Origin of the sequence: Bellilinea caldifistulae, from assembly GCF_001306055.1 — a bacterium.
GTDB lineage: Bacteria > Chloroflexota > Anaerolineae > Anaerolineales > Anaerolineaceae > Bellilinea > Bellilinea caldifistulae.
The window spans coordinates 224,997-241,859 of sequence record NZ_LGHJ01000017.1; the positions used below are offsets into that span (position 1 = coordinate 224,997).

A 16,863-nucleotide genomic window follows, 5' to 3' on the forward strand; every position below is an offset into this window, starting at 1 on the left:
GGATGTGGACTCAACAACAATGGCCATTACGAGTTGACCGGATCGCGATTCTCGATCTTGAACGAGGGAATATTCACGGTATTGCCGGCATAAATTGTCTGCGAGCCGGTCTCGTCAACGTAATATAAAAGACGCTGGTTGACAGTATCCAGTAGTGCGCACACGACCGGGTCTCCCGTTACATCCACCGGTACACCGCTCTTGGCGGCAACGGTAATCTTGCGTCCTGACACATCGCCGTTGGCGATAGTGAAATCCGTTGGGCTCATGGCTACATCGGCGAGGGCGTAGGTTACGTTCGCTTCCGTGAAGGTAGTCGGCACCTGGCTGCACAACACCATCTTATTGCACTCCGTGCGGATAGCGTCAAGCAGTTTGTCATGAAGGTAGGGATTACAATACGGCATCTCAATTCTCCTTTCTTTTACCCATATTATTACAAAACAACATTTGTTTTTATTAAAAAAGCATCTATCTCCGCTCCGCCGGATTTACCAATTTCAAACCAAGCGCCGTGAATATCCCAGCTTCTGTGCCGTCATCAATTCGTTCCTCTCCACGGAAAATCCCATAACCGGCACGATACTGCAATCCCAACCGCATCGCTCGAACTGCTAAGTTCCTGTTGAATTCCGCACTTCCTGTGCGCAATTGCCATAATGCCTCGAAGTTTGACCCGTCATGCTCGCAAATATATAATTCCACAGGTATCTCGCCGTATTGGACGTATTGGAAATTGAGTTTGCGAGGATATTCTTTCGGATTGAATGTTCCCCATCCTTTTTTATCGAATAGTTGCAGCAGCCGGCCAGGATAAATATTTACAATGCATTCGCCTTGTCCAAATAATCCGATCTGCTCAATACGCAGCGTTTCAACAATTGGCCAGATGACAATGTCTATGTCGTGAACTTTATTGCATTCCCGGCGAATACTGCCGGCGATTTCTACACGATGGCAAACCGGCCGCAGTATGTTGGCAATCTCGTTAGCGGCCTCTTGTGCATCTTTCAAAGTAAATTCTTTTTTCACGCTGCCTCCGTTTCCACAGAAACACTCAACAACCGCTCTTCAGGAAGACCAATTTCTTTTGCCAAACCAAGTGCATATTTTTTCGTTGCCTCAACGCCCTGCATACGCACATTGCCAATAACACATTGCAGCAAATACCAACCAAGCCGCGTCATCACTTCACTCCGATAATTTTCGTCACCCGGCTTTACTGCTACACCCAGACGGATAGCACGAATTAGAAATTCGATTGATCCTGTATTCCATTTCCCAAACAAATAACCGGCAAAAATTGGGGCGATCTGATTGATATACTCATCCGCCTCCTCTAAATTACGGATTTGCCGCTCCTGTTCCTCTACCCATCTTTCGTCATCTTCCCGGATGGATTCCAGTTCGGCTGCGCGTTGAATTACCGCCGGCTCAACACTGACGATCTGTACCACCGGCGATCCGGTATGAGTTGTATACGCATTACCACCGGCGTATCCCTTCAATCGCAAATGCGGTGATTTCTCCTGAATGGCACTTTTGAAATAATCACCCAATTCACCCCACGAAACGTACTGGACAAATTGATTTCCATCCTCGATCGGATCGTAAATCGAGATACCCGTTTCCGTGGAAACGCGCTCCAGTTCCAGTTCGATCCATCGGGCTTTCTTGCGCTCATAACAGACCTTACGCCCGCAAAACCCCTCACCGGCGATAGTCAGATAAAACGGACATTTACTACACGTCGGCGGATTCTTCAAATGATTGTAAACTTCTACGGCCTCCGGCAATTCCTCGGCTAGCTGGTTGGCCAAAGCAGCGTTGATACCCTCTGCCTTAGCCGAAGCCAATAAGGAAATTTGTTCAATGTCCAGAGTTATGGTCTCTTCGGAGGATAAAACGCTCTGATAAGGCAGGGTGATTTCTGCCGGCCCGCGGTAGCACTTCTTGAAATCACTGATGGTAACCTGATAATTGATTTTTCCAGATTCCCAGTCCAGCGGAAACAGATCATTGGCTTTCCCGTTATTCTGCCAGTAAGTATGTAGTCGCTGGATGTGCTTCTCTCCGCTGATTACCGCGCGAATGATGTTGTCCACCTGCTCCGGTTTGTCATAGTGATTCGCGGCAATTTCATCGGCCAAATACTCGATGCGCTCGGCCGGCAGTATCTTCTGCACGCTCAACAGCCGGCGCGCAAAATGTTCGGTGATTACACCACCGGCCAGATACAATTGCACTTTTTCCGGCAACTCCAGCAGACGCATCTTGTTGCGTACCGCACTTTCACTAATGCCGAATAATTCCCCGATCTCCCTGCTGGTTTTGCCGAACTCCTCCCGATAGCGCCGCATTGCCCGCGCCTCTTCGATGGGCGTCAGGTCGCGGCGCTGTATATTCTCACTCACTGCCAATCGGAACATCTCTTCATCGCTGATGTCCTTGATTCTCACCGGCATTTCCCCCCACTGTCCATTGTCGCAGCGTTTGTCTAGCAACCGGTATGCCGCCAGCCGGCTGTGACCAAATGCCAGTTGGACATCGCAGCCAAGTTTTTCGAAGATTTCACGCGGATCGTTGATTCTTGTCATTACCTCGCGAACCGATACCGGCTTGCCGCTTGCATCACAAAGCCGCCCAACCGGCTCTTGCAGCAATCCGTCTGCGAGAATGGACGCCGCCAGTGCCTCTATGTGCTCCGCGTCCTCTTCTGTGCGCGGCTGCCAGGGGTTTGGAAAAATGGAATAAATCGGGAATAGCATTCGAAGCATGAAATCACCTCACCTCACCAACCTGATCACAATCTCCGGCAGCAGCACGATAGAAACTATCACCAGCACCCAGGCCAGAATGCACACCAGCAGCAAATCGAACCAGCCGCTGATTTTTTTTGGTTTGTACGGATTGCTCATTTTCATACCCTCACCACATCAATTTTTTCAACGTCCGCCGGTCGCGGTCCACAATTGCAAGATTGTTGTAATTGTCCTTCATGATCAGCCCCGGCGGAAACACGCCCATTTCCAGACCATTTTTGACATCGCGGATCGGCATGGATTTGCGAACGAAATCCCAGTACTCGTTCACATCCACCCCCGGAAACATCACATAGCCGCAGAAGAAGAGCTGATTTTCAGCCATAATTTCATTCTTCAACAAATCTGAACGCCACTTTGCAGTCGAAACAATTCCGGCGGTGACCGAAATAGTGCTTGAGTAGATTGTGAATCTCGTTTTTTCGTTGCGGTGTCGGATCGTCCTGCTGTTTTGCCAGCAGATTATCCAGATCGCGGTCTATTTCTTCGCCAACCGGGCACAAACTTTTCTCGATGATTACACCGTTCATGCTTTTGACTCTTTCCGATCGGAAATCTCGCGCAGTTCCGCCAGCATCGTCTGGCACTGCGGACAGCTGCGCAGGTGGGAGCGGTAACGCGTTATGGATTCGACATACGGCGGATATTCTTCCTCGTCCACCTGTTCCAGCCGCGCCAGGGTGATCTGCCGCTCCACCTCGCAGAATAACCGCCATGCTTCCGCACACCGTCCTGCCATCTTAAAATCTCCATGCAAACGGACGGCGCTGATACAACCAGGCATCTCCGGCCTGATGCAGGCTGGACACGCCGGCAATCCGCTTGGCCATCTCGGCCACATCGGCTATGGTCGGAACGCTGGTATAGCGGTGCTGATACAATACTTCGTTTACCGCCAGTTCCAACAGGCCGAGGGGCAGCATCCCCAGCGCCTGCTCGTAAACCAGCAGCTGCCGCTTATCTACTTCCCGCCCAATCGCAACCCACAGCCGGGACAACACTGCCAGCCATTCACTGCGTGCATGTTCGTGTATCTGTTCGTTGGTCAGATCGCTCATGGTCACACCTTTGGATTTTCAGAGATATACTCGCGGATGATCTCGTCCACATCCTGCTTTTTGCCGTTTTTCGGGGCGCGCTGACGGGACCGGAAAACATTCACGCCGTTCAGAATCGACCAGGGACCGGCAATTTTGAGCCCCTGCGCCAGCATCTCCCGGCAGGTTGCGTCAATTTCCTCCGGTGAAGCGCGCATCCGCATCAGCTCCAGCATCGCATCATGCCAGCGGCGGGTCTGGCCTCCGCCGCCGATAGGCGCATGGATTCCCGTTGCGGCGCTGAAAGCCTGAATCAACGGTTTCATCGTCGGTGAAAAATAATCGTCGTCAGGTTTTTGGTCGCCGCCGCTTTTTGCTTCTGCATCTACTTCTACTTCTTTTTCTTCTTCTTTTTCTTTATCTTCTTCTATTTCTTCTTCTACGTAACGTTTCGTTACACGTTCGTTTCTGTTTTTGTAACGTTTCGTTACATCTTTGCGGTGATTGGCAACGCGTTCGGCCGGCGTATCAGCATCTTGACGCTCCGCAAAATGAGTCACAACCCAGACACCAGGCTCCGCTTCATGCACCACCCCGACTTCTGCCAGGCCGTGGAGAGCCTCGCTCAGCTTCGTCTCATCGAGACGGAGGATCCACGCCATATCTTCTACGGGCGGTAGTACACCATCGTTCCCGTTCCTGCCCGCAAGCAAGAACAGCTCTATGGCACGCCGGAATAACCAGTCTGGCATACGTCCCATTTTGGGATCGTCAAGTATCTCAATGTATAACTTTATCCATCGCCTCATATCACCCGCCTACACCACCCAAACCTGACCGGGCAGAACCTTGCGGTTCTTGATCACGATTACCGCCAGCTGCTTTGCGCGCGTGTAAATTTCTTTAGATACATCCTGCGCGAGCAGAACCATCTGCGGCTTCCCGTACCGCTCGCGGTGCATTACCAGCACCGCTTCGATGTTCCCGTCAGGTATGTCATAGACCCGCCAGATCGGCGTGATCATCCCGACAGATAATCCATTGTTACCGGAATTTATCGCACTTCCGCCGCCGCGGCCGTGCCGTTCGGTCTGCCTGACCCGGCGGCTGCGGCTTTTCTGTGCCGCACCACGGCACTGCGGCCCCAAACCGGCGGCTATCGAGACGGGATCGGTGAGCGGTTTTCCGCAGCGTTTGCAGCGCGGTTTGCTCATAGCAACCTCATCTGAAAACTGTCCCCAAAGATGCGCTCGGCTGATTGATCCATCGCCCGTAAGGTCTCGCTCATATCGGCGATCTTGGCGGCAAATTCCATCTTGCGGAATTCTTGATATTCCTCCAGCGTGTCCGCCCAGTAATAACCGCCGTCCTCGCCGGGTGCAGAGCAGATCAGGTATCCCTTCCGGCGCAATTGCTTGATCATTTCACGCACCTGCCGCTCGCTGGCCGGCTGCCCCAGCCGGCGCACCATCGCCGTCAACTCATTGCGCCCGATGGCGTTTCGCCGCCCGCGCCGCGATTCGAGCACGCGTAAGATAGCGCGCTCAAGACCGGGCGGCATTTTTTCGATAATTTCATCGTACTTCATTTCGGCAGTACTCCGATTCCACTTACGCCCATCCGGCTCATTTTCAGCATGGCTACTTTTTCGCGGTCGATGTAGCGAATAATGGCCGTTACGATCATCCGCTCCAGCCGGCCTTTAGGGACCGGCAGCGCGTAATAGATATCATTGAGCATAATGGCGCGCATGGCCATGTCTGCTTCGTCAAACGCCTGCTTGCGCCGCAACACGATCCAAACCGCCACCAGCATCCAGAGCGGCAGGTAGAACACGGCAAAAAGCGATTTCATTGCTGCACCTCCTCAAACCCCGGCAGGGGTTTATCGAAATCGAGAATATCCGCAGGAATAAGAATGGGGGTAATCAATGACCGGCTTCCGTGTGCAACCGCCGCCATCATCTCACTCAACAATACCGTGGTGATATTGACCGGCAGTGTCTTCGGGTCCACTTGCCGGAAGCCGTTGGCTTCCATCCACTTGATCAGGTCACTCATCCGGAAAACATTCACGCCGTTCGCGTTGACCATCCGCAGCAGATCGTCCACAACGTCGCCGGAGCGGTTGATCACCGCAAAAGCATACTGCCCGCGGTGCGGCCAGATCATCACGTAGAGGTTATGCCCCTCATAAACTGCCGTCCCGCTGCGCCCCGCTGCTGCTGCCCGCATACCCGCTACGGTGGAGTAAAAATCGAGTGGATAAACGCTGGCACAGGCAAGCGAGATCAACGCAAGCAGCAATACAAAAATAGATAACCGTTTCATTTGTTTTGCTCCTTTCTGTTTTTGTGGTTGGGGGCTGGCTTTCTACCAGCCCCCTGCTGCCCCGCCGGCCGAGGAGGGCGGCCGGCAGTAACAACCTCGATTTGTTCGGGCTCATATGCCCACAACACCCAGATGCCCCCGTGGGACAAGGCGCGCATTTCCTCCGGCAGCTGCGGGTCGTGCGGATCGTGGCTGACCAGTATCCGCCCCGGCAGGCCGTCTTTTTCCACCAGCCTGCCCTGCACCAGCCCCGGGCCGTTTGGGGTGCGCACTATGGAAAGAAATTGAATTTTAGGTTTATCGGTCATGATTGCTCCGTTTTGGGGGCGGAAGTCGCTTATACCGCTAATTGCCGCAACGCGCCTCCGCCCCCGGGAGGTGGGGTTCACCGGTGGGGGGGACACCGGCTAATTGGCGGGGCAGGATTCGAACCTGATTTGCTGGTCTGGTCTGCGGCCCCACCAGTTTGCTCATTTCAACAACTCCTGCTCACTCTCTGGATCGATTTCTTCCTCGTTCTGTTTTTCAAGGGCGTTAGCAATCCGATAAAGCGCAACCGCAATCGCCTCCAGAGCCCATTCGATAGCAATGCTGCCACTGTTTGAGTGTGTATTTTCGATTAATATTTCGTTCAACTCACGATTGATTTCCATCTTTCCTCCTCATCTCAAGATAACTTACAAAAACAACAATTGCCAGGGATGCCGCCGGCAGGCTGCACAGCGCCGCGGTAAAAGCTACCCACTCGTTCATGATTCAACCTCCGCCCGTCTCTCCGGGCCGTCACACCACTTCAAACACCGCAGGTGTCGCGCGGGAGGCGTCCCTTGCCCTGTCCGCCTGGTCAAGCGTTCTTTCCGCTTTGTCCCCCGCCATTGCAGGCGGAGTTGTAGTCCAGCCGGGCGGGACTTGCACCCGCCCAGGCCACTCTGGCGGCTGGATCGAAAGGAGGAGAAGATGAACGGAGTGTCTGGCACACCACCCCGCGCCGTTAGTCCCGGTTGCGCGACAAGATCGCCTCGATCTCGTCGAGGGCTTCCATATTCTCCGCCAGTGCCGTTCCGGCTTTTGCCACCAGGTTGGCCGCCCGCTGGTGCGGAAATTCCTCCACCAGCCGTTTGAGCGATTCGCGGATCACCCGGTTTGCCAGCCGCGCACGGCTCAATTCTTGTCGGAATACATAACCGCCGATTTTCTTTTCGGTCATAAACACCTCCGCTTGTCTGCCAAGTGCGCGCTTGATCAAACAAACGGCGTCTAGCCGCCCCGTCGCACAGCCGGTCGAGGTTCTGCCCGACTGCCGCCCGCTGTGCAAATTCACCCATTTTGCCTCCCGATTCAATCCTGTACTTGATTCGCAATGGCTAACCAATCACAATAAGCGTGATGATCATTGCGATTAAGCCAAAAACCGCGAGAAACCAGTTTTCCCAGTCCTCGCGGAATGAATATTTATTCGACTTCATGAGTGACCGCCTCGCCCTCAACCGGGCTGGTATTCCCGTGCCGGCGCAGCCATTCAAGCCGGATCAGCCGCCGCACCCATGCCGAACGATTGTCGTAAGCATCCTCCACCATCATCCGGTCGATCATGCGGGCGTCTTCCTCAGTTACATTCACATTGACCTGCACGAATTCGGGCATGTTGACTCCTTTCTACAAAATCACAAAGCGGTGATGTCCGGCATAAAAAACAACGCGCCAGCGGTAGGTCTTCCAAATAACCAATACCAGCGCTCCGATCTTCAACTGCATGATTTTTTCTATTGGGTTGATAAAAATATCGGTGTTCATGTTTTCTCCAAAAGTTAGAATTTTCTAAATAAACGTCAGATACATCTAACATTATAGCACCTTATATGAAAATGTCAAGCGTATCTTACAATAAATCAGGAAATTCTTGCATCGTTGATGACATAATGTTAGGTGTGGATTACAATTTTTCCGAATGGTTGTTGAATCAGTTAAATTCACGTGGGTGGACACAAGCAGAACTGGCTCGCAGAGCAGGCGTTAGCCGAACAGCAATAAGTGATGTAATCTCTGACAAACACTCTGCTGGATTTGAACTTTGTCTTGCCATTTCTCGTGCGCTGAATCTGCCGCCCGAAACCGTCTTCCGTGCCGCCGGTCTCTTGCCGCCGGTTTCGCCGGCAATTGCACTCTCCGAAGAGGTAATGTATCTGCTGCAAAAGTTACCGGTGGAAGAACAAGAGCGTTTTCTTGCATTGTTAAGGTTTGAGGTGGAAAGACAAGCAAAAAAACCTCCAACAAAACCGCCAAAGAAAACATCGCCAACGAGCCGGGCAGAAAAACCGGCTCGAAGTGCGTTAAAAGAAGAATAGAACACAAATTCTATAAATTTGAGGGAAAAGCATTATAATGAATGTAAATATTCTCCACTGGAAGTAAACCATGAAAGACAAAGTTTCCCTCACCCTTAATGGTGAAATTCCTGTCAATCTTTTTGCAGAAGCTATATCCGGCTTATCCGGTTTGCTTCATGCTCTTACTGAAGAGATCGCCGCTGGCAAAACTATTGAGTGGCAGATTATAGAGCTCAGCGCCGGCAGCGCCACGGCTGTCATTCAAGGAATTGCTGATACCGCCGAAGACGTGGAAAAAATTACTACCGCATATGCTTTCATTGGTCGGCAGTTGCAAATTGGCAATACGATTCCTTATTCTCCAAAAGTTATTCAATCTGCAAGAAAGATTGCCAGCATTCTTGACGGAAAAGTTTCTTCCATCGAATTCGGCATTGATGGCGAAATCTATCACATAACCCAATCTGGTTTTCAAGAAAAACCAATGACCAAAGCCTATTCTTACGGCGTTATTACGGGAAAGGTAGAAAACCTGATTGGACATAAAACACTAAAATTTACTCTTTACGATAATCTTTTCAATCGTGGTGTTACCTGTTATGTAGAAGAGGAAAAACGCGAGTTATTAAGAAATATCTGGGGTAAAACCGTATCGGTTACCGGCTATATATACCGTGACATTATTACAGGTCGCCCTCTTGAAATTCACGACATTGAAACTGTTGAAATTGTTCCTATGAGAGAACCTGGTGCTTATAAAAAAGCTCGAGGCGCTCTTTCCTGGAAACCCGGTGACGAAACTGCAGATCAAACCATACGGCGATTGAGAGATGACAATTAGTAGACAAAATCTATACTGGGATTCTTGTGTGTTTCTTAGATACATCAATAACGAATTAGATAGTACCATTATTGAAGAATTGATGAGACGAGCCGAATCGAAACAAGTCAACATTTTTACATCCACAATTACTATAGCCGAGGTAACCCACGCAGCCCAGGAAAGAAATCAATCTGCCCTGAATTCAGTCATTGAAGATGTATTACAAAATCTGTTCGGTCCTCCTATCAAACTGGTAGATTATTCAATAACCATTGGTTATGAAACCAGAGATTTCATTCGCACTGCGATGACTCATTCTAAAAAGATCAAGCCAATAGACGGTATTCACCTTACTACTGCATCCTGGATTGATCGTTACATTGCTCGGTTGGACGAATTCAACACTTATGATCAAGTCCTCAAGTCGCTCTATCCCGATATCATATCCATCAAAATTATTGAACCACATGTTGATCAATTACCTTTATTCAACAATCCGCTCCCATAACCTAATCAAGCCGGTATTGGATCTAAACCTGGCTTACTGGCAAGAGCGGGAGGCGCTTTCAGAACAAATCAAGCTCCTGGAAGAAGATTGAGATTGAATTTATCTAAATCCTTTGTTCAATGATGCAGGTCTTGTTTTATATGACTGCCAATAATAAAAACCCCCAAAAGGTGACCTATGACAGAACCCTATTACGACAACAAAGCACAATATGACCGCATCCGCGGTTACATCATTCCCGGCGAAACCATCTTTGCCGTTTATGACTGCAAAGGCGGCGGCACGGGGTTTGTCGGCATTACGGATCGGCGCATCATCTTTTACGATCAGGCCTTCCTGACCAAAAAGAAATCAATGGTTTCGATCCCCTACAATCAGATCATCGGCATTGCCTCGGTGGATGAAGGAGTCATCTTTCAGACCAGCGAAATTACCCTGCTCACCGCCGCCGGCAATTACACTTTCCAGTTCCGCGGCGCCGATAAAGCCCACAATGCCTACAGCTTCATCATGAATCAACTGCTTGGACAGGCACATCCCCAATTGAAGGGATAACCTATCCCCCCAGCCCCATGATCATATCTCTAACGTCATCACTGACGAGCTTCCCGTAAATCCCGTCAGTGATACCCATATTGGAGTGCATCAGATTCTGGCTGATCGCCTTCATCTGCGCCGGCGTCCTGGCCTGCTTGAGCGCGTAAACCGCGTGCCCGTGCCGGAATTTGTGCGGCGATTTATAAGCCACACCCGCGCGCTCACATAAGACTTTTAGATCATCCCGCAGACTGTGGCGCACCTCAAGCCGCTTGCCGGTCGGCTTCTCGGTGGTGATCTCGCCGAAGCGGTCCAGATGGGCATACCAGTACGCCTCCGGCGGCAAGCGTTTCCGTAGAAACGCATCCCATTCCTGCACCACTTCAAGCAAGTCGGGAATGTTCAGCAGAAACGTGACCGCCGCCTTGCTGTTTTTGGTGTGCACGCCCTTTGCCGGCAGCTGCAACACGCGGAGGTTAGCCAGGTCCACGCACTCCAGCGGCAGGGTCACGAATGCCCCAACCCGCATCCCGGAAAGAAACAGAAACGCAACCGCCGCCCGCATCCGGCGCTGGGCGGTCGTATCTGCCGGGCAGCTAACCAGCTTGCGCACCTCTTCCAGGGTATAAAGCTCGCGCGATTCCAGCTGAGCCTGCTCACTGCGCCCCCGCGACGGGCGCAGACTCTCCACCCAGCGCGCGTCCATGTTTTTGTAGCGCCGCGGGTACTCGCTTTTGGCCCAGTTCAGGAACGCCCGGCAGGTTTTCATCATCGCGTTGAGATGCGCCGCCGAGAGCGGCTTTTTATTTTTGCCGATCAGCGCCTCGCAATAAACCGGAAAGGCCGGCCTGATTCGGCCGCACTTGCTGAACGGCTTTTCATCTGCCCATTCCAGCAGGTGGCGCAGACGCGACCAGAGCGTGTTGATCGTCCCCGGTGAGAGCTGGCGCACGCTGGCCTGGAAGTCCAGGTAGGCTTTCACATCGAGGTAATTCTGTCTGTGGATCATGAAGACTTAATGAAGCGGTGGATTTTACCGCCGCACTCCGGGCATGTGCCGCTGAGTTGGACCACATTCTGGCGCCGGCTGTGTGGGCGCATCTTCGGCGACTGCACCATCACCACGCGGTTGCAGCGCATGCAATACGCGTGCCCGGCCGGCATGGGGGGCTTGCTTTTGCCGCGCCGGGTGGTGGTCAGGTAGTCGCGCGCCCATTGCGCAAACTGCCGTCCGTTGATCCACACCTTCCCGCCGGCGTCCAGTACCACCGGGGCACCGGCCGGTATATACGAGCGATAGACCGTATCGTGAGAGACCCCCAGTTCCTCTGCCAGTTCGGCAGGTTTATAGAGCATATTGAGCAGCCGTTCCAAAGCGGCCGCCTTCGATCGGTTCAGTCGTGGCGCTGGCACACCACACCTCCGTAGGATGTATTTTAGATCGCCCTGTGCGCGCAGCGGCGATTCATGATAAAATTATAGCACGCACGGCAAAAAAAGCCACTTAAAAGTGGTGATTAACAGGCTAGATATTCCAATCCGTGAGGTTCGGGGGTTCGAGCCCCTCCGCGCCCACCTTCACAGGGATTCCATCCCTGTACTCCGCAACGCACCTGATGGATCCCTGGGTGCGTTTTGTGTTTTCAGCAGGAAGGTCAGATATGGTTACACTCCCCACATTTCTACCCGTTGCCGAAGCCGCCCGCAAGTACGGGCTGGATGAGGCCCGCTTGCGCGCTCTGATTGAGAAAGGTAAAATCAGGGCTGGAGTGGTTGCGGGAGAAATGGTCGTGAGCGAAGAAGAAGTACGAGGACAAGCCATTGAGGAGAAAGGTCTCCACAAAGAGGATTTGCCGGAGTATCAGAAACATGCGCATTTGAAAGGGCAGGCAATTTGGATTAGAGAAGCAGAAAGAAGTTACGGAGTACCAGCAGAAACTTTATCCACATGGGCTAAAAAGGGATATATTAGAATAGTTGGTAAAAAAGGAAACAAAGTTTTGCTGGATGAAGCGGATGTTGCTTATTGTTCAGATGTATACAGAAAATCAGGCAAGCAAGGACGCATTCTGTTCAATCCAGATGGAACTCCTTATAAACCTAAAACAACTTCACTTGTGATGTAACTTAATTAAGAGCGCAGTTTTGATCTGCAATATTTATTTTCTTAATTGTCAGAAGTTATTGACGCTTCTGACAATTAATGCTATACTCCTCATAGCACTTTTACAAACCAGCGTCCCGCTGAATGCCTCAAACACAACGCCCCGGCGAAAGGGCGTTGTGCGCCCGACCGGGGCGTTCCGTGAGCCGTGCGGTAACACGCTCACGGTTGAGGCAAGCAGACCGTGACTGCTCACCCCATCCGCGATTGTAGCATGAGATGACAGCCCTCTGCAAGCCTCTCACAAGGAATGTGATTTGCAGAGGGCTTTGTGTTTCCCGTGCGGTGTTGGCTCAAGGCCTTTCAGGCGGCAGGTGCGTTGTGGCGGGTTCAAGTCCCGCCCGCCTGAATTCCGGTTTTGCCATGCTAACGTCGGCTGAGCAGGGAGGTGGGAGCGGGGCTGAGTCATCAGCACCCGGCGGGGTAAGGGACGGGGAGCCCTTGCCTGACGGTGCGGCAGGTGAGACCATCGGAAGCCTGCCGGGGGACGTGACAGCCGGGAGAGACCGGCAAGCACCTTGACAAGCGACATGGTAATCCTCTGTTTCCAACCGCCATAGACGGGCAGGATGATCCCCGATCCTGCGGTGGGTGCAAGTCCCGCCCGGTTGGACTGCCAAACCTGTCGGTGTCGTTGCACCATCAACGGACAGGTGCAGCCCGGCACACCCTAACCAGTGTCGGGAAACAGGCAGGGTGACGGCCCGGAGAGACGGGCGCGAGGGCAATCCCTCTCACTTGATCAAGCGGGAGTAGCTCAACGGAAGAGCGGCGGCGTCATGAGCCGCAGGGTGAAGGTTCAAATCCTTCTTCCCGTTCTGTGAAAACGAGGTTTCTCATGTGTGAGCATCGAAGGAAAGTTGGCGACAATTACGGACTGACCTGCCTGGACTGCGGCGAGGTGTTGGAAGGCTACGGCTATTGGGGACAGACCGATACCTGCCGTCACGTCTGGATGAAAAGCGAAGGCGGCTATGAGTGCCTGTACTGCCAAGAATGGCTGAACGAGGAAACCCGGCAGATGTTTCATGGGGGTGAGCAACCATGAAAATCAGAATGCCGTTAGAAGAAGCCGAACGAATTGCGCTGAAATACGCCGAAATGCTTGCGCCGAAATGCGAGCGTATTGAGATCGCCGGGAGTATTCGGCGGCGTAAGCCAATGGTAGGCGACATTGAGATTGTGGCAAAGCCGCTGATGTCCACAGACTTGTTCGGCTTTTCCACCGGTCATCAAGACCTAACGCTGCCCTTGCCAACAAGTAAAAACGGGCAGAGGTACAAACAATATCTTCTGCCGGAAGGTGTAATGCTTGATTTGTTCATTGTCCTGCCACCTGCCCAGTGGGGCGTGATTTTCGCCATCCGCACGGGTGGGGCGGAGTTTTCCCGCAAACTTGTCACGGCGAAACGATACGGTGGTTACCTGCCGTCTGCTTACGTGGTGAGAGACGGCGCGGTTCATCGTGTTGATACCGGGGAGATGATCCTTACCCCCGAAGAAATTGATTTTTTCAATCTCTGTGAACTGGACTGGATCAAACCCGAAGAAAGGAATTGAACATGCTCGAAGTACAACTGATCGGCAATCTGGGCAAAGACCCGGAAGCGCGCTACACCCCGGACGGCGTGCTGGTGTGCAGTTTTCCGGTAGCGGTCAAAACCCGCAAGGATGAAACGGTGTGGGTGGAAGTGAGCGCATGGCGGGAGTTGGGCGAACGCTGCCACCAGTACCTGACGAAAGGGCGGCAGGTGTTCGTGCGGGGCGTTCCGGCGGTGGAAGCCTTCACCCGCAGAAACGGCGAGCCGGGAGCCAGCCTGAAAGTGACCGCCCAGGTGGTGCAGTTTCTGGGCGGTGGCAAGACGGATGAGAACGGCGGCGAAGAGATGCCGTTCTAGTGGTTGCAGACAATTCAATCTCGATCAACCGGTTCGACCGATGTCGAAAGGGCGGAGCGTGGGCGATGAAATGTGAAAACTGCGGTGAAGTCATCGAAGGCAAAGCGGTATGGCTGAAAGAGGCGGACGGGACGCCGCTGTGCGTCTGTCGGGACTGCGCCAACCCGGACTTTGGCGGGCTGACCGATGAAGAACTGGACAACCTGATTGCCCTCGAAGCCGAAGTACGGGAGCGAGAAGAGCGCAAGTTTGAAATCCTCTTCCGCTTGGAAGGGCTGAGGGCGGATGATCCGCTGTGGGCGGAACTGGCGGAACGCCTGGGGGTGAGGTGAGGCATGACCCGCCGTATCTGGCAAGCCCCGCCGGGCTACTACTGGAAAGTTATCGTTGACCCGACCCGCACGGGAGACGAACCGGGCATGTTCTACGGCGGACATTTCCGCTGGACGGACATCGTTCTGCCGGGCTGGGACGAGGAGAGCAAGCGCATCCCCTGCCCGTGGCCAAGCGGGACGGTGTTCGAGAACGTCAAGACCGGCGAGCGGGTGGTCGTACGCAAGGGCAGGGTCATCCGGCTGGAACAGAACCGCACGATGGAGATGGTGAGATGGACGGCTGTATCCTCGGACTGATTTTGTTTCTGGCGGTGGTACTGTATTTCACGCTTGGACTGCGGGTGACGGCGGAGTTGACCCCACCGGCGGAGCGGCATGTGGACGCCCGCAGCAATGACCCGGCGGAGACCTACCGCAGGGTGATGGGCGTGGCGGATGAGGTACACAGCCGCTGGTACGAGGGCAAACACCCTGATGAGGTGATTCACCTGCACCTGCCCAACCGTGCGGAGATGGCGAAGCACGACACGGACGTGCGGATCAATTTTCGCTGGCTGGAACGGGACGCCGGGGATGTGGATGTGGTACTGCACTATGAGGGTGAACCCGCCGTTGACCGGCGAGTACGCTGGGACAGGGTGGAGCGCAGCGCAGACGGCAGTATCCGGCGTGCCGAATGGCGGCACAGAGTACCCCGAATGGGGCACAAAGAGGCGGGCTGTCTGCCGCTGCTGGTTGTGGCGGTGTTGGTGGTCGTGGTGGGAGTTGTTCTGTGGTGAAGCGGATGACGGTTGTCGTGTTCCTGTTGCTGTGCGGGTGCGTGAGCGCACCGGCGCAGATTGTCCCGCCCGACCCGGCGGCGTTGCGGGCAACCGCCCAGGCTGCCGAGGCGTTAGCCGGGCAGGTGGAAGAACAGGCACGGGCAACCCAATCTGCCCAGGAGACCTACCTGCGGCAGACCGCCGAAGCGGTGAGCATCGAAGCCACCCGGCAGGCGGTCAGCGTGGAAGCCACCAAACAGGCGTTACTGGTCGCCGAGCAGACCTACCGGATGACGGCAACCGCCCATGCGGTGGAGCGGGAGGCGGAGCGGGAAGAGCAAGCCCGCCGTCAGGAGGGTGTGCTGCACCTGCTGGCGCTGGTCGTCCTGCTGCTGACCCTCTTATCCCTCGGCGGGGTGTTGGTGCTGCTGGTGTGGAAAGCGGGCAACGAGTGGATTGGCTGGCAGTCGCGGCGCAGGCAGTTGGTGGAGAGCCGGGCGGGGACGCTGCTGCTGGTGGCGGAGAACGGCCCGCCGGTGCGGGTGCAGGTCATTCAACCGGCGTTACCGGCGAGGCTGCCGGTGGTCGAGGACGAGGAGACCGAGACCGAGCCGATCCCGTACTCGGTGGACGGGGAACTGGTGGGCTTCATCCAGCGCAGGGGAGACCCGCAGCGGAGGCTGGTGTTGAGACTGCTGCGGGAGAGCATCCAGGCGGTTGGAGCGAGAAGCAGCCGCTTCCCGGCTGGCGGGAGTTGGGATGGAGTGCGGAAGTGTGGACGCAGGCGGTGCGACTGCTGTGGCGGTATGTCGAAACCCAGCCGGGCAAGGGTACATACCTGACGGGGGAGTACCCGACCTTGCAGGAGTTGTACTATGCGGTAGGAGAGAAGCGGGCAATCCTCTCCCCTGCCCCGCAGGAGGTTGATTGATTGTTCGGCGAACAGAACGGCGAACAGAACAGAACAGGATGGAACAGAGCAGAACAGGGCAGAACGATGGAACTGGATAACGAACTGGTCAAATTCAATCCGTACCGCTGCAAGGCGTTAGGCTTGACGGAAGTCGAGGCACGCTGTTTGAACTTCGTCCGCATTCACACACCGCTCACGGCACGGCTGAAGCAGAGTTTTCCGGTCGTGTACGAGAAGTTAGAACGGCGTGGGCTGATCGAGAACATCGGCGGCGAGTGGCGGCTGACCGAAGCCGGGCGGAGCAAGATACGGGTACTTTTGATGGGCAAATGAGCGATGCGGCGGTTTGTGTTGATACGGGAGAGCGATCCCAGCGGCGTGAGCGGGACGGGTATCGTGGCGGAAGGG

35 protein-coding genes and 1 tRNA gene are annotated in these 16,863 nt (G+C 54.0%); 14 read left to right on the forward strand and 22 right to left on the reverse strand.

Annotation, left to right across the window (positions count from 1 at the left end):
- Positions 1-26 precede the first annotated feature (26 nt).
- The 19 genes from AC812_RS12230 to AC812_RS17640 form a co-directional block, all read right to left on the reverse strand.
- Positions 27-407 carry a hypothetical protein gene (locus AC812_RS12230; protein WP_061918865.1) on the reverse strand — a complete coding sequence of 127 codons (381 nt, stop codon included), beginning with the start codon at positions 405-407 and terminating at the stop codon, positions 27-29.
- A gap of 64 nt (positions 408-471) precedes the next feature.
- Complete coding sequence (locus AC812_RS12235) at positions 472-1,032, reverse strand: nucleotidyltransferase family protein (RefSeq protein ID WP_061918867.1); 561 nt, start codon at positions 1,030-1,032, stop codon at positions 472-474.
- A complete protein-coding gene (locus AC812_RS12240) occupies positions 1,029-2,777 on the reverse strand; it encodes a ParB/RepB/Spo0J family partition protein (protein ID WP_061918869.1) in 1,749 nt (582 codons plus the stop codon). Before AC812_RS12240 ends, AC812_RS12235 begins: the two co-directional genes overlap by 4 nt.
- A 9-nt stretch (positions 2,778-2,786) precedes the next feature.
- Positions 2,787-2,918, reverse strand: coding sequence for a hypothetical protein (locus AC812_RS18290; protein ID WP_272897787.1), 132 nt, complete (start codon positions 2,916-2,918; stop codon positions 2,787-2,789).
- A 10-nt stretch (positions 2,919-2,928) separates the two neighbouring features.
- Positions 2,929-3,147, reverse strand: a complete 219-nt coding sequence (locus tag AC812_RS12245; RefSeq protein ID WP_061918871.1) for a hypothetical protein — start codon at positions 3,145-3,147, stop codon at positions 2,929-2,931.
- A 4-nt stretch (positions 3,148-3,151) separates the two neighbouring features.
- Positions 3,152-3,352 carry a hypothetical protein gene (locus AC812_RS12250; protein WP_061918873.1) on the reverse strand — a complete coding sequence of 67 codons (201 nt, stop codon included), beginning with the start codon at positions 3,350-3,352 and terminating at the stop codon, positions 3,152-3,154.
- Entirely contained in the window at positions 3,349-3,561 is a 213-nt protein-coding gene (locus tag AC812_RS12255; RefSeq protein ID WP_061918875.1) for a hypothetical protein, read from the reverse strand. Before AC812_RS12255 ends, AC812_RS12250 begins: the two co-directional genes overlap by 4 nt.
- 1 nt (position 3,562) lies before the next feature.
- On the reverse strand, positions 3,563-3,880 hold the full coding sequence (locus AC812_RS12260) for a hypothetical protein (protein ID WP_061918877.1): 318 nt from the start codon (positions 3,878-3,880) through the stop codon (positions 3,563-3,565).
- 2 nt (positions 3,881-3,882) lie between these two features.
- Positions 3,883-4,611: a hypothetical protein gene (locus tag AC812_RS17635; protein ID WP_148667154.1), complete on the reverse strand. Its 729-nt coding sequence runs from the start codon at positions 4,609-4,611 to the stop codon at positions 3,883-3,885.
- 66 nt (positions 4,612-4,677) lie between these two features.
- Complete coding sequence (locus AC812_RS12270; protein ID WP_061918880.1) at positions 4,678-5,073, reverse strand: DUF6011 domain-containing protein; 396 nt, start codon at positions 5,071-5,073, stop codon at positions 4,678-4,680.
- A complete protein-coding gene (locus tag AC812_RS12275) occupies positions 5,070-5,447 on the reverse strand; it encodes a hypothetical protein (RefSeq protein ID WP_061918882.1) in 378 nt (125 codons plus the stop codon). Before AC812_RS12275 ends, AC812_RS12270 begins: the two co-directional genes overlap by 4 nt.
- A complete protein-coding gene (locus AC812_RS12280; RefSeq protein WP_061918884.1) occupies positions 5,444-5,713 on the reverse strand; it encodes a hypothetical protein in 270 nt (89 codons plus the stop codon). Before AC812_RS12280 ends, AC812_RS12275 begins: the two co-directional genes overlap by 4 nt.
- Positions 5,710-6,189 carry a hypothetical protein gene (locus tag AC812_RS12285; RefSeq protein ID WP_061918886.1) on the reverse strand — a complete coding sequence of 160 codons (480 nt, stop codon included), beginning with the start codon at positions 6,187-6,189 and terminating at the stop codon, positions 5,710-5,712. Before AC812_RS12285 ends, AC812_RS12280 begins: the two co-directional genes overlap by 4 nt.
- Positions 6,186-6,497: a hypothetical protein gene (locus AC812_RS12290; protein WP_061918888.1), complete on the reverse strand. Its 312-nt coding sequence runs from the start codon at positions 6,495-6,497 to the stop codon at positions 6,186-6,188. The genes AC812_RS12285 and AC812_RS12290 overlap by 4 nt, the downstream gene beginning before the upstream one ends.
- 37 nt (positions 6,498-6,534) lie before the next feature.
- Positions 6,535-6,663: a hypothetical protein gene (locus AC812_RS18295; RefSeq protein ID WP_282955636.1), complete on the reverse strand. Its 129-nt coding sequence runs from the start codon at positions 6,661-6,663 to the stop codon at positions 6,535-6,537.
- Positions 6,660-6,842: a hypothetical protein gene (locus AC812_RS12295; RefSeq protein ID WP_061918890.1), complete on the reverse strand. Its 183-nt coding sequence runs from the start codon at positions 6,840-6,842 to the stop codon at positions 6,660-6,662. Before AC812_RS12295 ends, AC812_RS18295 begins: the two co-directional genes overlap by 4 nt.
- 338 nt (positions 6,843-7,180) lie before the next feature.
- Positions 7,181-7,396 carry a hypothetical protein gene (locus AC812_RS12300; RefSeq protein WP_061918892.1) on the reverse strand — a complete coding sequence of 72 codons (216 nt, stop codon included), beginning with the start codon at positions 7,394-7,396 and terminating at the stop codon, positions 7,181-7,183.
- Positions 7,397-7,641: 245 nt separating this feature from the next.
- Entirely contained in the window at positions 7,642-7,833 is a 192-nt protein-coding gene (locus AC812_RS12305; RefSeq protein ID WP_061918894.1) for a ribbon-helix-helix domain-containing protein, read from the reverse strand.
- 12 nt (positions 7,834-7,845) lie between these two features.
- On the reverse strand, positions 7,846-7,983 hold the full coding sequence (locus tag AC812_RS17640) for a hypothetical protein (protein ID WP_157235466.1): 138 nt from the start codon (positions 7,981-7,983) through the stop codon (positions 7,846-7,848).
- Between the two features lie 125 nt (positions 7,984-8,108).
- Between AC812_RS17640 and AC812_RS12310 the strand changes: the two genes are divergently transcribed.
- The 4 genes from AC812_RS12310 to AC812_RS12325 all read left to right on the forward strand — a co-directional run bounded on the left by AC812_RS12310 (position 8,109) and on the right by AC812_RS12325 (position 10,402).
- Positions 8,109-8,534: a helix-turn-helix transcriptional regulator gene (locus tag AC812_RS12310; RefSeq protein WP_061918896.1), complete on the forward strand. Its 426-nt coding sequence runs from the start codon at positions 8,109-8,111 to the stop codon at positions 8,532-8,534.
- Between the two features lie 70 nt (positions 8,535-8,604).
- Complete coding sequence (locus AC812_RS12315; protein WP_061918898.1) at positions 8,605-9,357, forward strand: hypothetical protein; 753 nt, start codon at positions 8,605-8,607, stop codon at positions 9,355-9,357.
- A complete protein-coding gene (locus tag AC812_RS12320) occupies positions 9,347-9,847 on the forward strand; it encodes a type II toxin-antitoxin system VapC family toxin (protein WP_082149198.1) in 501 nt (166 codons plus the stop codon). The genes AC812_RS12315 and AC812_RS12320 overlap by 11 nt, the downstream gene beginning before the upstream one ends.
- A 177-nt stretch (positions 9,848-10,024) precedes the next feature.
- Positions 10,025-10,402, forward strand: coding sequence for a PH domain-containing protein (locus AC812_RS12325; protein WP_061918902.1), 378 nt, complete (start codon positions 10,025-10,027; stop codon positions 10,400-10,402).
- Position 10,403: 1 nt separating this feature from the next.
- Here AC812_RS12325 and AC812_RS12330 read toward each other — a convergent pair whose 3' ends face one another.
- Positions 10,404-11,366, reverse strand: a complete 963-nt coding sequence (locus tag AC812_RS12330; RefSeq protein ID WP_169787308.1) for a tyrosine-type recombinase/integrase — start codon at positions 11,364-11,366, stop codon at positions 10,404-10,406.
- A gap of 23 nt (positions 11,367-11,389) precedes the next feature.
- The gene (locus AC812_RS12335) at positions 11,390-11,797 is read right to left on the reverse strand and encodes a hypothetical protein (protein WP_061918906.1); all 408 of its coding nucleotides are present in this window, start codon (positions 11,795-11,797) and stop codon (positions 11,390-11,392) included.
- A 248-nt stretch (positions 11,798-12,045) separates the two neighbouring features.
- On the opposite strand from AC812_RS12335, the gene AC812_RS12340 reads away from it, so the two are divergent.
- On the forward strand, positions 12,046-12,510 hold the full coding sequence (locus tag AC812_RS12340; protein WP_061918908.1) for a MerR family transcriptional regulator: 465 nt from the start codon (positions 12,046-12,048) through the stop codon (positions 12,508-12,510).
- A gap of 279 nt (positions 12,511-12,789) precedes the next feature.
- On the opposite strand, the gene AC812_RS17645 is transcribed toward AC812_RS12340, so the two are convergent.
- The gene (locus tag AC812_RS17645; protein WP_169787309.1) at positions 12,790-13,080 is read right to left on the reverse strand and encodes a hypothetical protein; all 291 of its coding nucleotides are present in this window, start codon (positions 13,078-13,080) and stop codon (positions 12,790-12,792) included.
- Positions 13,081-13,294: 214 nt separating this feature from the next.
- Here AC812_RS17645 and AC812_RS12345 point away from each other — a divergent pair.
- The 9 genes from AC812_RS12345 (at position 13,295) to AC812_RS12385 (ending at position 16,788) form a co-directional block, all read left to right on the forward strand.
- A tRNA-Met gene (locus tag AC812_RS12345) sits at positions 13,295-13,366 on the forward strand.
- 20 nt (positions 13,367-13,386) lie between these two features.
- A complete protein-coding gene (locus tag AC812_RS12350) occupies positions 13,387-13,596 on the forward strand; it encodes a hypothetical protein (RefSeq protein ID WP_061918910.1) in 210 nt (69 codons plus the stop codon).
- A complete protein-coding gene (locus AC812_RS12355) occupies positions 13,593-14,108 on the forward strand; it encodes a nucleotidyltransferase family protein (RefSeq protein WP_061918912.1) in 516 nt (171 codons plus the stop codon). The genes AC812_RS12350 and AC812_RS12355 overlap by 4 nt, the downstream gene beginning before the upstream one ends.
- A gap of 2 nt (positions 14,109-14,110) precedes the next feature.
- Positions 14,111-14,446, forward strand: a complete 336-nt coding sequence (locus tag AC812_RS12360; RefSeq protein WP_061918914.1) for a single-stranded DNA-binding protein — start codon at positions 14,111-14,113, stop codon at positions 14,444-14,446.
- Between the two features lie 65 nt (positions 14,447-14,511).
- Positions 14,512-14,778: a hypothetical protein gene (locus AC812_RS12365; protein WP_061918916.1), complete on the forward strand. Its 267-nt coding sequence runs from the start codon at positions 14,512-14,514 to the stop codon at positions 14,776-14,778.
- Positions 14,779-14,781: 3 nt separating this feature from the next.
- A complete protein-coding gene (locus AC812_RS12370) occupies positions 14,782-15,078 on the forward strand; it encodes a hypothetical protein (RefSeq protein ID WP_061918918.1) in 297 nt (98 codons plus the stop codon).
- The gene (locus AC812_RS12375) at positions 15,054-15,560 is read left to right on the forward strand and encodes a hypothetical protein (protein ID WP_061918920.1); all 507 of its coding nucleotides are present in this window, start codon (positions 15,054-15,056) and stop codon (positions 15,558-15,560) included. The genes AC812_RS12370 and AC812_RS12375 overlap by 25 nt, the downstream gene beginning before the upstream one ends.
- Before the next feature lie 5 nt (positions 15,561-15,565).
- Positions 15,566-16,384, forward strand: a complete 819-nt coding sequence (locus AC812_RS12380; RefSeq protein WP_061918921.1) for a hypothetical protein — start codon at positions 15,566-15,568, stop codon at positions 16,382-16,384.
- 89 nt (positions 16,385-16,473) lie between these two features.
- The gene (locus AC812_RS12385; RefSeq protein ID WP_061918923.1) at positions 16,474-16,788 is read left to right on the forward strand and encodes a helix-turn-helix domain-containing protein; all 315 of its coding nucleotides are present in this window, start codon (positions 16,474-16,476) and stop codon (positions 16,786-16,788) included.
- The last annotated feature ends 75 nt before the right edge of the window (positions 16,789-16,863 follow it).

What these genes read in the sequence shown, in the direction of transcription:
- AC812_RS12230 (WP_061918865.1), bottom strand. Translation starts at nt 407, where the DNA reads ATGCCGTATTGTAATCCCTACCTTCATGACAAACTGCTTGACGCTATC.
- AC812_RS12240 (WP_061918869.1), bottom strand. Translation starts at nt 2,777, where the DNA reads ATGCTTCGAATGCTATTCCCGATTTATTCCATTTTTCCAAACCCCTGG.
- AC812_RS18290 (WP_272897787.1), bottom strand. Translation starts at nt 2,918, where the DNA reads ATGAGCAATCCGTACAAACCAAAAAAAATCAGCGGCTGGTTCGATTTG.
- AC812_RS12245 (WP_061918871.1), bottom strand. Translation starts at nt 3,147, where the DNA reads ATGGCTGAAAATCAGCTCTTCTTCTGCGGCTATGTGATGTTTCCGGGG.
- AC812_RS12250 (WP_061918873.1), bottom strand. Translation starts at nt 3,352, where the DNA reads ATGAACGGTGTAATCATCGAGAAAAGTTTGTGCCCGGTTGGCGAAGAA.
- AC812_RS12255 (WP_061918875.1), bottom strand. Translation starts at nt 3,561, where the DNA reads ATGGCAGGACGGTGTGCGGAAGCATGGCGGTTATTCTGCGAGGTGGAG.
- AC812_RS12260 (WP_061918877.1), bottom strand. Translation starts at nt 3,880, where the DNA reads ATGAGCGATCTGACCAACGAACAGATACACGAACATGCACGCAGTGAA.
- AC812_RS17635 (WP_148667154.1), bottom strand. Translation starts at nt 4,611, where the DNA reads ATGCCAGACTGGTTATTCCGGCGTGCCATAGAGCTGTTCTTGCTTGCG.
- AC812_RS12270 (WP_061918880.1), bottom strand. Translation starts at nt 5,073, where the DNA reads ATGAGCAAACCGCGCTGCAAACGCTGCGGAAAACCGCTCACCGATCCC.
- AC812_RS12275 (WP_061918882.1), bottom strand. Translation starts at nt 5,447, where the DNA reads ATGAAGTACGATGAAATTATCGAAAAAATGCCGCCCGGTCTTGAGCGC.
- AC812_RS12280 (WP_061918884.1), bottom strand. Translation starts at nt 5,713, where the DNA reads ATGAAATCGCTTTTTGCCGTGTTCTACCTGCCGCTCTGGATGCTGGTG.
- AC812_RS12285 (WP_061918886.1), bottom strand. Translation starts at nt 6,189, where the DNA reads ATGAAACGGTTATCTATTTTTGTATTGCTGCTTGCGTTGATCTCGCTT.
- AC812_RS12290 (WP_061918888.1), bottom strand. Translation starts at nt 6,497, where the DNA reads ATGACCGATAAACCTAAAATTCAATTTCTTTCCATAGTGCGCACCCCA.
- AC812_RS18295 (WP_282955636.1), bottom strand. Translation starts at nt 6,663, where the DNA reads ATGAGCAAACTGGTGGGGCCGCAGACCAGACCAGCAAATCAGGTTCGA.
- AC812_RS12295 (WP_061918890.1), bottom strand. Translation starts at nt 6,842, where the DNA reads ATGGAAATCAATCGTGAGTTGAACGAAATATTAATCGAAAATACACAC.
- AC812_RS12300 (WP_061918892.1), bottom strand. Translation starts at nt 7,396, where the DNA reads ATGACCGAAAAGAAAATCGGCGGTTATGTATTCCGACAAGAATTGAGC.
- AC812_RS12305 (WP_061918894.1), bottom strand. Translation starts at nt 7,833, where the DNA reads ATGCCCGAATTCGTGCAGGTCAATGTGAATGTAACTGAGGAAGACGCC.
- AC812_RS17640 (WP_157235466.1), bottom strand. Translation starts at nt 7,983, where the DNA reads ATGAACACCGATATTTTTATCAACCCAATAGAAAAAATCATGCAGTTG.
- AC812_RS12310 (WP_061918896.1), top strand. Translation starts at nt 8,109, where the DNA reads ATGTTAGGTGTGGATTACAATTTTTCCGAATGGTTGTTGAATCAGTTA.
- AC812_RS12315 (WP_061918898.1), top strand. Translation starts at nt 8,605, where the DNA reads ATGAAAGACAAAGTTTCCCTCACCCTTAATGGTGAAATTCCTGTCAAT.
- AC812_RS12320 (WP_082149198.1), top strand. Translation starts at nt 9,347, where the DNA reads ATGACAATTAGTAGACAAAATCTATACTGGGATTCTTGTGTGTTTCTT.
- AC812_RS12325 (WP_061918902.1), top strand. Translation starts at nt 10,025, where the DNA reads ATGACAGAACCCTATTACGACAACAAAGCACAATATGACCGCATCCGC.
- AC812_RS12340 (WP_061918908.1), top strand. Translation starts at nt 12,046, where the DNA reads ATGGTTACACTCCCCACATTTCTACCCGTTGCCGAAGCCGCCCGCAAG.
- AC812_RS17645 (WP_169787309.1), bottom strand. Translation starts at nt 13,080, where the DNA reads ATGTCGCTTGTCAAGGTGCTTGCCGGTCTCTCCCGGCTGTCACGTCCC.
- AC812_RS12350 (WP_061918910.1), top strand. Translation starts at nt 13,387, where the DNA reads ATGTGTGAGCATCGAAGGAAAGTTGGCGACAATTACGGACTGACCTGC.
- AC812_RS12355 (WP_061918912.1), top strand. Translation starts at nt 13,593, where the DNA reads ATGAAAATCAGAATGCCGTTAGAAGAAGCCGAACGAATTGCGCTGAAA.
- AC812_RS12360 (WP_061918914.1), top strand. Translation starts at nt 14,111, where the DNA reads ATGCTCGAAGTACAACTGATCGGCAATCTGGGCAAAGACCCGGAAGCG.
- AC812_RS12365 (WP_061918916.1), top strand. Translation starts at nt 14,512, where the DNA reads ATGAAATGTGAAAACTGCGGTGAAGTCATCGAAGGCAAAGCGGTATGG.
- AC812_RS12370 (WP_061918918.1), top strand. Translation starts at nt 14,782, where the DNA reads ATGACCCGCCGTATCTGGCAAGCCCCGCCGGGCTACTACTGGAAAGTT.
- AC812_RS12375 (WP_061918920.1), top strand. Translation starts at nt 15,054, where the DNA reads ATGGACGGCTGTATCCTCGGACTGATTTTGTTTCTGGCGGTGGTACTG.
- AC812_RS12380 (WP_061918921.1), top strand. Translation starts at nt 15,566, where the DNA reads ATGACGGTTGTCGTGTTCCTGTTGCTGTGCGGGTGCGTGAGCGCACCG.